The sequence below is a fragment of the Acinetobacter sp. FB genome (genome assembly GCF_056033405.1).
This window is the reverse complement of record NZ_CM148502.1, coordinates 2,919,233-2,933,828: the sequence shown is the minus strand read 5'-3', so window position 1 is coordinate 2,933,828 and position 14,596 is coordinate 2,919,233. Positions and strand designations below refer to the sequence as shown.

Genomic DNA, 14,596 nt, shown 5'->3' with positions numbered 1-14,596 from the left:
GCTTGAGTTTCGTATAGAAATTGCATGCGCTTATAGCGGTTTTGCTTTAACTTCGATAGCATTTAAAAATCTTGTGTAATAACAATACTGATAGGTTTTAAATGAAAGCATTTTATAAATATAGCATTCTTGCAGGTGCGATTTTGCTTGCTGCTTGCCAGCCGAAATCAGAACCGAAAGAATCACAGGATAAACCGACAGATCCGCCAGTGGTACAGCAAACTGCTGAGCCAATTCTGCGTGGTGAAACCGTGAAATTGCAGGTAAATTTACCTGAATGTAAAGGCAATACCTGTCCAGATTTCACAGTTGAACGATTACAAAGTAATTTCCCATTTATTGATCAGTTACTGGATCAACAGATTCTCGATCAACTGAGTAAAATGCTCGATGTCGTTGATGCTGATACCGCAGCAGCATCCGCACCCAAAACGGCTGAACAAAAAACAGATTTAGATACTCAAGCACAAGCCTATGCTAATGCTTTTGTGAAAATTGATGAAGAGTTGAAAGCGCTCAGTAGTAGTCATCAGATCAGCTTGATGGTTAAGCCAAAGATTTTACAACCGAAAGGCCAGCTGGCAACCGTAGTGTTGAATAGCAGCAGTTATTTGGGTGGAGCGCATGGTTCAACCTCACAACGTTACTATAACTTTGATTTAGCGAACCAAAAACAGATTCAATTGCATGATCTATTATTACCGAAGCAAAAAGCAACTCTAGACAAACTGGCGCATGAAGCCTTTAAAGTGTGGATTGTAGATGCCAAACTTGCCACTGACCCGAAAGAATATGAACAGGCTTGGCCATTCCAAGTCACCGATAATTTCTTATTGGGTGAACAGGGTTTAATTCTGCAATATGGCGAATATGAGATTGGTCCTTATGTCGTCGGTTTACCGCGGTTAGTGATTCCATTTAGTGAATTGCAGGGTGTTTTAAAACCTGAATATTTGCCAAAAATTGATACGCCAGCAGCGTCTACCCCCGTTGCAAGTACGCCAAGTCAAAGTTAATGCAACTGTTCGATACCCATACTCATTTTGATGTTGCCGATTTTGATCATGATCGGCAACATCTGGCTGAACAAGCAAAACAGGTTGGGGTCGATGCTTTGGTGTTAATCGGTTTTGTTGAATCACGATTCGATGAACTGATCCACACCCATCAACAATTACACGCTTGGGACAAGGTGCCGACTTCTTATCTGGCACCTGGCTTACATCCTTTTTATATCGAACAACATCAGCCAGAACATTTACAGCGACTTGAGCAAGTCTTACAGCAGCATGACTGTGTGGCTGTAGGTGAAATTGGTTTAGATACTTTTTTAAAACAGCATAAACAGCCCGAACTGTTTGCCAAGCAACAACATTATTTTATTGAGCAATTGGCATTGGCAACACAGTATCAAAAGCCGGTGTTATTACATATCCGTAAGGCACATGCAGAAACCATTGCCATTTTAAAAACACAAAAATTCAAATTGGGTGGCATTGCTCATGCGTTTAGTGGTGGAGTCGAAGAAGCCAAAGCTTTGGTTAAACTGGGCTTTAAAATTGGGGTGACAGGACAAATCACCAATCCAAATGCTAAAAAACTGCATCAAGTGGTACAAGCGATAGGCAGTGAAAACTTGGTGATCGAAACTGACTGTCCAGATATGACACCATTGTGTTGCCAAACTTCGAGCGAGCATCGCACTCGTAATACCCCAGTCAATTTACCTTATGTTCTAGAAAGTTTGGCTCAGACCCTTGGCCTGCCTGAGTTGCAGCTGGCTGCACAAGTATGGCAAAACTCATTGGCTGCGTTGCGACTTAAATTTTAAGAGAATAAGCAAATAATCTCGTTAAAAATAAGATACTAAAAGGGAACACATGCTTTTCTAAACAGGGGTACATTAAAAGAACAATTTGATAATAAACAAATCAGCCAATACTGGGAGGGTAACCTTATGGCCAGATATAGCAAAATCAATAGTTTCAATGCATTACAAACACTCACCGTCGGTTCGACATCCTATCAAATCTATAGTTTAGCGCGAGCAGCTGAAACACTTGGCAATATTGAGAAATTGCCAAAGTCTTTAAAGGTTTTGCTAGAAAATTTACTCCGTTTCGAAGATCAAAAAAGTGTAAAAGTGGAGCATATTCAGGCCTTGGTCGATTGGCAGAAAAGTAAACGCTCAGATCAAGAAATTCAATATCGACCTGCACGGGTGTTAATGCAGGATTTCACTGGTGTTCCAGCAGTGGTCGATCTGGCTGCGATGCGTGCTGCAATGTCTCAAGCAGGCGGTGATCCTAACCTGATCAATCCTTTGTCACCCGTTGATCTGGTCATTGACCATTCGGTGATGGTTGATCATTTTGCTGATGAAAATGCTTTTGCCGAGAATGTTGAAATTGAAATGCAGCGCAATGGTGAGCGTTATCAATTCCTGCGTTGGGGACAATCTGCATTTAATAATTTTAGTGTAGTGCCACCCGGTACAGGTATTTGCCACCAAGTCAATTTAGAATACTTAGCGCAAGCGGTCTGGTTAGGTGATGATGAAGGTCAGATTTTTGCTTTTCCAGATACCTTGGTGGGTACAGATTCACATACCACCATGATCAATGGCCTTGGTGTACTTGGTTGGGGTGTGGGTGGTATTGAAGCCGAAGCAGCCATGCTCGGGCAGCCTGTATCCATGTTGATTCCAGAAGTGATCGGATTCAAACTCACAGGTAAATTGAATGAAGGGATTACTGCGACCGATTTGGTTCTGACCATTACCCAGATGCTGCGTCAAAAAGGCGTAGTGGGTAAATTCGTTGAATTTTATGGCGATGGTTTGGCTGATTTACCATTGGCTGACCGTGCGACCATTGCCAATATGGCACCTGAATATGGGGCAACCTGTGGTTTCTTCCCGATTGATGATGTGACATTGGGGTATTTAGCCCTAACTGGTCGCAAACAAGAACGTATAGATTTAGTCGAAGCCTATAGTAAAAAACAAGGATTGTGGCGTCATGCAGGCGATGAACCTGTATTTACCGACACCTTGAGTCTGGATATGAGTACCGTACAAGCCAGTCTGGCTGGGCCAAAACGTCCACAAGATCGGGTTTTGTTGGGCGATGTTCCGAAAACATTTAATGCATTGATGGAGCTGAATTTAAAACCTGCGAAAGAAGCCAAAGAACGTTTAGAGAATGAAGGCGGTGGCGGTACGGCTGTTGAAGCCAAGAAAGCGAATTTAGCGCATGAAGAACCTGCTTGTACCATTGATGGAAAATCGTATCCATTGAAGGATGGTGATGTGGTGATTTCAGCAATCACCTCATGTACCAACACTTCCAATCCAAGTGTGATGTTAGCTGCGGGACTATTGGCTAAAAAAGCAATTGAAAAAGGTCTGCAACGCAAACCATGGGTGAAAAGTTCATTGGCACCGGGTTCTAAAGTGGTGACCGATTATCTGGCTGCGGCAGGTTTAACGCCGTACTTGGATGAGTTGGGCTATAACTTGGTAGGTTATGGTTGTACCACCTGTATCGGTAACTCTGGGCCTTTACCTGAACCGATTGAAGAAGCAATTCAGTGCCATGATTTAAATGTTGCTTCGGTGCTTTCAGGTAACCGTAACTTTGAGGGACGTGTTCATCCATTGGTAAAAACCAACTGGTTGGCGTCTCCACCTTTGGTCGTGGCTTATGGTTTAGCGGGGAATATCCGTACTGATTTAACCATGCAACCAATTGGACAAGGCAAAGATGGTCAAGATGTTTATTTGAAAGACATTTGGCCAAGTCAGTTTGAAATTGATCAAGTACTGCAAAAAGTGAATACCGACATGTTCCATAAAGAATATGCAGCAGTATTTGATGGTGATGCAACTTGGCAGGCGATTCAGATTCCACAAAGCCAAACTTATGCGTGGCAAGATAATTCGACTTATATTCGCCATCCACCATTTTTTGAGGAAATTAATCAGCCTCCGAAAGCCATTCGCAATATTGAACAGGCACGCATCTTGGCGGTATTGGGTGACTCAGTCACCACCGATCATATCTCTCCAGCAGGGAATATCAAAAAAGACAGCCCAGCAGGACGTTATTTACAGCAGCAGGGAGTTGAACCGAAAGATTTCAACTCTTATGGTTCTCGACGTGGTAACCATGAAGTGATGATGCGTGGGACTTTTGCCAATATCTGGATCAAGAATGAAATGCTGGGTGGTGAAGAAGGTGGCAATACCATCTTTATTCCAACGGGTGAAAAGCTGGCGATCTATGATGCATCCATGTTGTACCAGCAACAGAAAACACCGTTGGTGATTATTGCTGGTAAGGAGTATGGAACGGGTTCGTCACGAGATTGGGCTGCAAAAGGGACTAATCTCTTAGGCGTTAAAGCGGTCATTGCTGAAAGTTTTGAACGGATTCACCGCTCTAATTTGGTCGGTATGGGGGTATTGGCTTTGCAGTTTGTGGATGGTCAAACCCGTCAATCTTTAAAGCTGACCGGCCGAGAAGTACTGTCGATTTATGGCCTATCCGATGATATTCAGCCACACCAGACGTTGGATATTCAGGTTGTACGAGAAGATGGCAGTCAAGACCAGTTTAAAGTGTTGTGCCGGATCGATACCTTGAATGAGGTGGAATACTTTAAAGCAGGCGGTATTTTGCATTATGTACTACGCAATCTGATTGCTGCATAACGAGACACCTTCTGAAAAAAAGATGAAAGCTGGTCTTTCATCTTTTTTTGTTTGAATTTCAAGCATTCAGCGTTAAGGTAGTCAGGCTCGATTAAATTGGATAAAGGCTTTGAATCAGTTACCCCGCTATGTTTATTATCTGTTGGTGGCTCAGGCCTTTAACTTAATTGCTGCCGTCTTATCAGTAACAGTTTCAGCAATTGTGGGGTTAAAACTGGCGCCGACTCAGGCACTCGCCACAGTGCCTTATGGCTTGCAATTTTTAGCAATGCTACTGACGACTTTTATTTTTTCATTCTTGATGAAAAAGTTAGGGCGGCATTTGGTTTTCCAGTTTGGTTGTATCTGTCTTTTCTTCGCGGGTGTTCTGGGCTATCTGGCATTACAGCATGAACAGTTTTATTTATTATGCCTGAGCCATTTTGCTCTCGGTTTATTTATCTCCACGGCTAATTTTTACCGCTTTGCTGCTTCTGATCGGCTAGCAACAGATTTAATTCCGAAAGCCACCGCGATGGTCATTTCGGGCGGTGTGATTGCAGCAATTATTGCGCCCATATTGGCAATTCAATTTCAGCAGGTAGCAGGCTTACCTGATTTCACTGCGATCTATTTCATCTTTAGTGTCTTGGCCTTGTTGCTCTCTCCGACTTTGTATCTATGGAACAAAAAATTTCAACGCCAGCAGATACAGCAGGTGCTAATTGAACCAACCCAGCGTAGCAAACTGCCAAGTACTTTGATTATTGCTGCGGTGATCAGCGGAGCATTTGCCTACTATATTATGAATGTCATGATGATTATGTCCTCCCTGCATCTCAAGGAACATCACTCATTTCATTATGCTTCGATCTCGATTCAGTTACATGTGCTGGCAATGTTTATCCCATCCTTCTTTGTGTCGAAACTGATTCAACGATGGGGAACGCATACCACGATTTATGTTGGTTTTGCTTTGTTGATGTTGTCGTCTTTAATTCCAATGTTTGGACAGGTCGGTATCTATATTAATGTTGCCTTGATCGTCCTAGGCGTGGGTTGGAATTTTGCTTATTCAGGTGCATCAACCTTGTTAGCAGGTCTTAACGAACAGCAAAAGCATCGTGTCCAAGGCATCAATGAAACAGGAATTGCTTTGTTTGCGACTTTGGGAGCATTTTTACCTGCACCGATTTTGAGTAGCGTTGGATGGATCAATGCAAACCTATTGGCTTTATGCATGAGCCTGATGGTTTTTATCCTGTTGGTTATTTTAATTCGTCGAGATCAATCATCCCCTAAAGTTTCACGGGGCTAACCTAAAACCAGTTAAACACGCTAAAATAGTGCTTTGATTAAAAAGATAGACCACGACTGTGATGACCGATGTTCCTGTAAATGATGAATATGAACGCCGTTTTGCTGGTGTTGCCAAAATTTATGGAGAAAATGCCTTTTCGCATTATGAACACAGTCATGTCATGGTGATTGGGATTGGTGGTGTTGGCAGTTGGGCGGTTGAGGCACTGGCACGTACAGGGATTGGTGAATTAACTTTGGTCGATATGGATGTGGTCGCAGCATCAAATATTAACCGTCAATTGCCTGCGATGAGCTCAACACTCGGACAAGAAAAAATTGAAGTGATGGCGGAGCGTTGTCGCCAGATCAATCCACGCATGAAAGTGAATGTGATTGATGATTATCTGACGCCTGAAAATGTCAAAGAGATTCTAAACCCAGTGCCAAACATTGTTTTGGATTGTATTGATGACGTCAAAGCCAAACTTGCCTTGATGTTACATTGTCGTTTTAACAAAATCCCGTTGATTGTTTCGGGAGGAGCGGGTGGTAAACTTGATCCACTGAAAATTCGCGTGGCAGATTTGTCCAAGACTGAACAAGACCCAATGTTGGCAAAGTTACGCACGCAACTGCGTTCAAAAGGGATTTGTAAAAAACCAAAAGAGAAATTCGGAATCACTTGCGTGTATTCGATTGATAATCCATTTTCCAGTGCAGATGTTTGTCCAAGTGCAGGTTTACGTTGTGGCGGCTATGGTTCTGCGGTGGTGGTGACTTCAAGCTTTGCCATGGTGGCGGTGGCTGAAGTCCTGAAAAAATTAGATGCTAAAAAGCCTAAAACATAATGTTCGTTTAGGCTTTGATTCAGTCTTTTATTAACCAAGACGGTAATAAGTATAAGTGACGTTTTTGTCTTTATAAACGTCATAGCTAGTCTGCTTAAAATCAGAAACCCATTGTGAGCCTGTAAAACCGGCAATATGACCATACACATGTTTTTTGGTGCGATGAATAATATAAATATCACCTGGCATTGGGTTATCAAAAGCAGGGTCAATTTGCTTATAGCCAATTTTTTGTAGCGTTCCACCCCAATCTGAGGCTGCTATAGGATGTTGTGCAATTTTTGCGCCCGCTGTTTGTAATGCGATACGAATTGATTTGGCACACTTTGCTGAACTATGAAATGAGGAAACACGAGAAAGTTTATCTGAAAACTTCTGTAAGTTAATTTGCTGCGAATTCTTGGATAATGCGTATGGCGGTGTAATATCTGCGGGAGTTTCTCTGAGCATAATGACTGCATTTTGAGTCTGTGCATGCATCATCGAATCTAATGAGGGTGCATCATAAATCATAGTTCAATCTCAACCAATCCTAAAACAACTTTGAAGCGGTCGCCAAATTCCGTGGCTCGCAGATATTAAGCGATAAATCTTAAAAAAACTTATTTGTAATGTAATAACGTAACTTTTTGAGGGTGTTGTGAGGAACTTAGCGTAAAAATCACATAAAGAATCTTTTTTATTATCATGAATTTAGTTGTTAATTAGTTTGAATAAAATGATTTGTAAGATTATATTTCTTTTTTGATTAAAAAATATACGCAAGCGCTGATTCAAAGAAACAAAGCTTTGTGATTTACAAAACAATAAAATATTGTTTATTAAAGTGAAAAATTGAAAGAATAACAAGTGATACGTCCAGCACAAGCAACAGATATCAAGCAAATAGTAGAATTAATTCAGCCATATATAAAAGATTTTGCACTGAATGTAGAGGGTGAAGCAAAATTTAGTCAGGATATGATTGAGAAATTACTTGAAATGCAAAGCATTGAATATTTTGTTTTCGAGAAAGATTTATCCATTATTGGTGTGATTGCTTATAAACAACCTTCTCATTTGATTCATTTTTTTGTTAAGCAGGATTCACAACAGCAAGGAATAGGTCGTCAGCTTTGGATGTTTTTGGAAGATAAACTTTCTCAGCAATATTCGCAAATCACTGTGAATTCTAGTTGTTATGCGCAGCCCGTTTATGAAAATTTCGGATTTACAGTCACTTCAACAGTGATTAAAAATGGCGGATTACGCTATATTCCGATGTGCAAAAGTTATGCGTAGAACATCAAATTAACTTTGATGTTCTCGAACGTAATCTTCAGTACGTTGCATCGCTGTTTGGATATTGATGATTGCATTTTCAATATCAGCAATCGTTTTGGCATTTCCACCACTGAGGGCCTGACGCCATTTACGTGCACCTGGTAGATTTTGAAATAAACCTAGAATATGGCGAGTGATAATCGAAAGTGGAGCACCTTCAGCAACGCGTTGATGAATATAAGGCATCATGTGCTGCATGATCTCAAAACGATTAGGTGCTTCCAAATTCCAAAGTTCACCCATCTCCGCCAATAAGTACGGATTATGATATGCTTCACGACCAATCATGACTCCATCAACATGCTGTAAATGTTGTTGTGTTTCTTCAAAGGTCTTGATACCGCCATTAATCTCAATGGTTAGATGTGGGCGTTCTTGCTTTAAACGATAGACATCTTCATAGCGTAATGGTGGAACTTCGCGATTCTCTTTCGGCGATAAGCCCTGCAAGATCGCAATACGTGCATGTACAATAAAATGTGTGCAGCCTGTTGATGCCACCGTATCAACAAAATGCAGCATTTCTTCGTAAGATTGCATGTCATCAATCCCGATACGATGTTTTACAGTTACAGGAATCGAGACTGCTTTTTGCATACTATGAATACATTCTGCAACTAAATTGGGTTCAGCCATTAAGCAAGCCCCAATTTTATTGTTTTGCACGCGATCACTTGGACAGCCGACATTCAGATTAACTTCGTTATAACCCCAGTCTTCGGCCATTTTGGTGCAGGTAGCAAGCTCTTGTGGATTTGAGCCGCCAAGTTGTAGCACAATCGGATGCTCTTGCTCATTGAAATCGAGATGGCGATTAGCACCACCATAAATAATCGCGCCTGTAGTGACCATCTCGGTATACAGCACGACATTGGGATTAAATAAACGGGCAAAGAAACGATAGTCTTTTGTGGTCCAATCCATCATTGGTGCAACACTGATTCGTGGTGTCTGAGTTTTTTCAATATTCATAAAAAATCATGCCTTTATTCAGTGTTAAACAACCTAATAAAATGATTGAGCGGATTAGAAAATAGACTATTTATGACAAATAGTGGGAAATAAACTTAAAGTAAGAATTCATCACTGATGTATGTCCAAACATTTTTATGCAAAGCGCAACCGATTGATCTGATCGAACAGACGCTATGACTAAATATTTGGATACATTGAGAGTGAGCATCAAAGAACGAAACTCTTCTAGCTTGATTAAGAGATTTCCAATTGCGCGCAATACTACCACAAATATTAAATCTATACATTTCGGACGGTATTGATGCTGCACACCCGTTGAGGTTTTCTTTAAATGCTATTTAGCAGCGTTCAGGTATTAACTCATTGGAAAGTCTTTAATTCTGTTAATTGTGTCTACAGTGGGCGTAGCTTCTATTTTCATCTATTTAATAAGAGTTAATTTTGGTTTAAGTTCGTATTCTTAGTCTATCTCGCATAAAGCCCTTATGGATTGATAGGCAATGTCTATTGAAGAGATCAATATTCGTATATTTAACTGGATTAATTCTGGTGCTACAGGAAACTCATTTTTTACGAAAGTTGCTATGTTCTCATCATATAATCTGATAGGGGTTTTTCTGATTTTTCTAACGATTTTATTGCTATTTAAGGATAAAAAATATCAATTTCATTATTTTAAAACTGTGGTGATGGTCGTTATATCTTCATTTGTTGTGAAGTTATTACACGCATTTTATCGTCATCCTAGACCTTTCGATCTTGGATTAGGACACACCTTGATTCACCACAGTTCCAGTTCGTCTATGCCTAGCCAACATACACTCACAGTTGCAATTATCGCATTTTCATTTCTGATGTCTGATTATCGTCAAATTGGTGTTCTCGGATTATTTGTAAGTTTGATTGTAGGATGGTCAAGGATTTATATGGGAGTTCATTTTCCTTTTGATGTATTAGGTTCTTTTGTTGTGGCTTTTGTAATTGTATTCAGCGTCAATATTTTGATTAAACGATTTATTTCAAAATCAAAGCAGCCGATTACTATACAAGCTGTAGATGTATAAATTGATAGATGGCTTGTGTGAAAAACGAGCGATACATTGTGATCGCTTCCTTAAATAACCACTGTGTTTAAACCATAAGAAATTTACCATAGCATTTTGTGGGTTTAGAAATCATTGCATGATCTATTTTCTGTGAAGAGTATTTGTTTAAATCTTGTTCAGTTTTTTCATTTTTAATATTTTGATTTAATTATATTTCCATATTTTAAAATCTCTTTTTGTCCACTTGGTTACTTATATTCACTTTTATAATGAGTTCAATTTAATCTCTTTTTAAGTTCAGCTCTTTAACTTACAGCATAACGACTAAATTTGATTCGTAAGCAGAAAGTAAGATAGGTCTAAATTCTAGCGAAATCAGAACATTAAAGAGAGTATAAAAATGAACCAATGTGTGATGAACGCAAAAAATATTATTCGTGGTAAACACCACCCTGAGTTTTTGCAGAATGAAGTTTTAACCGATATTTTTATCCAGACAGCACAACGCCTACCAGAAAAAATAGCTTTAATTGAAGCAGATCAAACGATTAGCTATGGTGAGTTATATCAGCAAGCTCAACTTATGGCCAAACATTTAACCCTCAAAGGCGTTAAAGCTGGCGACATCGTTGGATTGTGGTTGCCACGTGGTATTGAATTATTAAAGTCTCAATTAGCAATCTGCTTAAGTGGTGCTGCTTGGCTACCATTTGATATGGATACCCCCGCAGATCGAATCGCAGTTTGTCTTGAAGATGCAGCGGCTGTAGGAATGATTACCACTGATGAGTGGTATGAGCATGTGTTGGAAGTACCACAAAGTAAATGGACCAATACTGAACTACAAAAAATGCTACATGAAACTGTCGAATTGGCAAAATCGACTCCTGAGCAACCTGCTTATATTATTTATACTTCAGGCTCAACAGGAAAACCCAAAGGTATTGTCATTACTCAGAAGAATATTTGTCATTTTCTGCGCAGTGAAAACAGTATTTTAGGTATCCAAGAACAAGACAAAGTTTATCAAGGCTTCTCAGTTGCATTTGATATGTCTTTCGAGGAAATCTGGTTGTCTTATTTGGTTGGAGCAACTTTATGGATTGCACCAAAATCTTTGGTCAGTGATCCAGAACGATTATGTAAAACCTTGCAACAAGAGCAAATTAGTGTTTTGCATGCTGTACCAACTTTGCTCGCTTTGTTCCCTGAAGATGTTGCTAATTTACGCATCATCAATTTAGGAGGGGAAATGTGTCCAGACTCATTGGTTGAGCGTTGGGCATTGCCACACCATCAAATGTTTAATACCTACGGACCGACGGAAACTACAGTCTCTGCGAGTCTTGAGTTATTACAGCAAGGTAAGCCTGTCACGATTGGCAAACCATTACCTAACTACGGTATGTTGGTGATTAATACTGATCGAGAGCTATTGGCACAAGGGGAAACGGGAGAATTGTGTATCTTTGGGCCAAGCGTGGCACAAGGTTATTTAGGTCGCCCAGATTTAACCGCGGATAAGTTTATTCAGAATCCATGGGCAACGAGTCCTGATGAAGAAAGTTTATATCGGACGGGTGACTTAGCTAAAATCGATGAATTTGGTCAAGTGCATTGTTTAGGACGTGCGGATGATCAAGTAAAAATTCGTGGTTTCCGCGTAGAACTTGGCGAAATCGAAGCTGCATTATGTGATCTCGATGGTATTGGCACAGCTGCTGTCATTTTACGTAATGAAGATGGTATTGATCAGTTGATCGCCTTTATAGCCGCAGAAATTGATGCAAAACAATCCATAGAAATTAAACAGCTTCGACATCATCTTGGTCAGCGGTTACCGCCATACATGGTACCTAATCGTTTTGAAATTATTGAAGAAGTACCGAGACTACTTTCTGGGAAAATTGATCGAAAAGCACTAAAAGCAAGACCTTTAACGAGTGTGGTCGATCGGAGTGAATCAGATCAACCTCAAAATGAAGCTGAAGAAATTTTATTTGAAATCTTAAATCGACTGTTTCCGAATATTCCGATTAAATTGGATGCCGATTTCTTTGATGATTTGGGTGGACACTCTTTATTAGCTGCAGTTTTAATTTCAAATTTACGTGAATATTCTGAATATAGTCACCTCACGATTCAAAGTTTATACCAAGCACGGAGAGTGGGAGCAATTGCAGCTTTGATGCTTGAGCAACTGGAACCATCAATATTTGATAGCCAAATTGGTCAAGACAATCCAAGGAATCAAACCTATAAGTGGCTCTGCGGTATTGCACAGGTAGTCACAATTCCAGTGTTAATTTCAATTAACATCATGCAATGGCTCGCTCCATTCTTTACCTATCATTATTTTACTGGTGGCGCACGAGACAGTATTCCTTCTGCAATTTTGCTTTCTTTATTGGTTTATGGCAGTGTCATTATTGCTAGTTTTGCCCTTTCTATCACGGTTAAACGTGCGCTAATGGTTGGTGTGGGTGCGGGGCGTTATCCTTTATGGGGAATGACTTATTTCCGTTGGTGGTTGGCAGATCGGATTAGTAGTATTTCACCTGTTTATCTCTTATCAGGTTCAACTTTACTGAATTTATATCTCAAAGCACTTGGGGCGAAAATTGGACATGATGTTTCCATTAGTTCAGTGAATATTCGTATGCCATCCTTATTGACGATTGAAGATGGTGTCAGTCTTGGTTCTCAAGTGAATTTAGAGAATGCTAAAGTTGAACATGGGCATTTGGTCTTGGGTTCAATTCATTTGAAACGTGATAGTTATGTGGGTTCTTATGCGGTATTAGAAGAAAATACAGTATTAGAAGAAACAGCTCATGTGAATGCTTTGACTGCGATAGAATATGATACGACTGTGCCTGCTGGTGAAATTTGGGATGGCACGCCTGCGAAGAAGATTGGTCATGTGGATCAGTTAGAACAATTGGCAACGCGACCAAAACTGTCTTTACTACGTAAAGTTTCAGAGTATGTTTACTATGGAGTGAGTGCATTAATTATTGCTTGTATTTTCTTTATTCCAATCTTTCCGAGTTTTTTATTGGTTGATTGGTTAGATGTGAATGTTTTCAATATTGACCCGAATAACCATATTCAAACAGCGCTTTATTATTTCCTATTGGCCATTCCTGCGAGTGCGATGATGATGATCATTACCGCCTTGATTTCTTCAGCTTTACGTAAAATAGTATTACCTCGTTTAGAGGTGGGTACTTATGCGATTCACGGTGCAACGTATTATCGAAAGTGGTTCGCAGCCCAAATTTTAGAAACTAGCTTACAAACGTTACATGGTCTATTTGCAACAATTTATGCACCAACTTGGTTTCGTATGTTAGGCGCAAAGGTCGGTAAAAATACTGAAATATCAACCGCAACAGGCGTTATTCCTGAAATGCTTACCTTGGGTGAAGAAAGTTTTATTGCTGATGCAGTGATGTTGGGTGATGAGGAGATCAAAGGCGGTTGGATGTCATTAAAATCAACAAAAATTGGTCATCGTAGTTTTGTTGGGAACAGTGCTTATATCGCAGATGGTACGGTATTACCTGATAATATTTTAATTGGTGTGCAGTCTAAAACGCCAGATAATCGAGAAATGTATTCAGGACAAACTTGGTTTGGTTCTCCAGCGTTACTTCTCCCAGCACGAGAAGCCGCAGAGAAATACCCAGATCATCTTACTTTTAAACCGAGTCTCAAACGCCGTTTCATGCGTGCTTTTATTGAGGGTCTACGGATTGTATTACCCGCAGCGCTTGCGATTGGTGTGGGGTATATGATTGTGCTAGAAGTGATAGATGTCATTAATAACTATACGATTCCAATGGGATTGTTGGCCTTAACTCTCGCAGGATTATTGTATGGTGTGGGTTGCTTTATCATCGTGGCTTTATTGAAGTGGATTTTAATTGGACGCTACCAACCTCGTTCAGCGCCAATGTGGACCATGTTTGTTTGGTTAAGTGAAGGAATCACAAGTTTATATGAATCAGTCGCGATTCCAAATTTCCTAAATTATTTAAGAGGAACACCAATGCTGCCATTCTTCTTGCGTATTTTGGGGGTTCGAATAGGGAAAGACGTTTATATGGATACTGCGGATATTACAGAGTTCGACTGTGTTGATATTGGAGATCGCGCTGAATTTAATAGTTTTTCAGGTCCACAGACACATTTATTTGAAGATCGTATTATGAAGATTGGTCAAGTAAATGTTGGAAGTGATGTGGTCGTGAATGCGAGAAGTATCATTTTATATAATGCCAATGTCAGTCATCATGCTGTGTTAGGACCATTAACTTTAGTGATGAAAGGTGAAAATATTCCTGCCAAATCGGCATGGATTGGCTCACCAGCAGTACCTTGGAAACATAAATAAGCTCTGTGAC

10 protein-coding genes are annotated in these 14,596 nt (G+C 40.1%); 8 read left to right on the top strand and 2 right to left on the bottom strand.

Features of this window, described 5'->3' with window-relative positions; all coding sequences use genetic code 11:
• Positions 1–101 precede the first annotated feature (101 nt).
• From AC0JIQ_RS13975 to AC0JIQ_RS13955, 5 genes are all read left to right on the top strand, one after another.
• Positions 102–1,016: an RsiV family protein gene (locus AC0JIQ_RS13975; protein ID WP_474201991.1), complete on the top strand. Its 915-nt coding sequence runs from the start codon at positions 102–104 to the stop codon at positions 1,014–1,016.
• The gene (locus tag AC0JIQ_RS13970) at positions 1,016–1,831 is read left to right on the top strand and encodes a TatD family hydrolase (RefSeq protein ID WP_474201990.1); all 816 of its coding nucleotides are present in this window, start codon (positions 1,016–1,018) and stop codon (positions 1,829–1,831) included. Before AC0JIQ_RS13975 ends, AC0JIQ_RS13970 begins: the two co-directional genes overlap by 1 nt.
• 126 nt (positions 1,832–1,957) lie before the next feature.
• A complete protein-coding gene (gene acnA / locus AC0JIQ_RS13965; RefSeq protein WP_474201989.1) occupies positions 1,958–4,714 on the top strand; it encodes an aconitate hydratase AcnA in 2,757 nt (918 codons plus the stop codon).
• 109 nt (positions 4,715–4,823) lie between these two features.
• Entirely contained in the window at positions 4,824–6,011 is a 1,188-nt protein-coding gene (locus AC0JIQ_RS13960) for an MFS transporter (RefSeq protein WP_474201988.1), read from the top strand.
• 61 nt (positions 6,012–6,072) lie between these two features.
• Positions 6,073–6,843, top strand: coding sequence for a tRNA threonylcarbamoyladenosine dehydratase (locus AC0JIQ_RS13955; RefSeq protein WP_474201987.1), 771 nt, complete (start codon positions 6,073–6,075; stop codon positions 6,841–6,843).
• A gap of 30 nt (positions 6,844–6,873) precedes the next feature.
• Here the strand turns inward: AC0JIQ_RS13955 and AC0JIQ_RS13950 are convergent, their stop codons facing one another.
• Positions 6,874–7,356: a hypothetical protein gene (locus AC0JIQ_RS13950; protein ID WP_004658972.1), complete on the bottom strand. Its 483-nt coding sequence runs from the start codon at positions 7,354–7,356 to the stop codon at positions 6,874–6,876.
• A gap of 336 nt (positions 7,357–7,692) precedes the next feature.
• Here AC0JIQ_RS13950 and AC0JIQ_RS13945 point away from each other — a divergent pair, with 336 nt between their 5' ends.
• A complete protein-coding gene (locus AC0JIQ_RS13945) occupies positions 7,693–8,124 on the top strand; it encodes a GNAT family N-acetyltransferase (protein WP_474201986.1) in 432 nt (143 codons plus the stop codon).
• A 9-nt stretch (positions 8,125–8,133) separates the two neighbouring features.
• On the opposite strand, the gene dusA is transcribed toward AC0JIQ_RS13945, so the two are convergent.
• Positions 8,134–9,138: a tRNA dihydrouridine(20/20a) synthase DusA gene (gene dusA / locus AC0JIQ_RS13940; protein ID WP_474201985.1), complete on the bottom strand. Its 1,005-nt coding sequence runs from the start codon at positions 9,136–9,138 to the stop codon at positions 8,134–8,136.
• 503 nt (positions 9,139–9,641) lie between these two features.
• On the opposite strand from dusA, the gene AC0JIQ_RS13935 reads away from it, so the two are divergent.
• Together AC0JIQ_RS13935 and posA are read left to right on the top strand one after the other, a co-directional pair.
• Positions 9,642–10,205, top strand: coding sequence for a phosphatase PAP2 family protein (locus AC0JIQ_RS13935; protein ID WP_474201984.1), 564 nt, complete (start codon positions 9,642–9,644; stop codon positions 10,203–10,205).
• 382 nt (positions 10,206–10,587) lie between these two features.
• Positions 10,588–14,586, top strand: coding sequence for a delta-poly-L-ornithine synthetase PosA (gene posA / locus AC0JIQ_RS13930; RefSeq protein WP_474201983.1), 3,999 nt, complete (start codon positions 10,588–10,590; stop codon positions 14,584–14,586).
• Positions 14,587–14,596 lie beyond the last annotated feature (10 nt).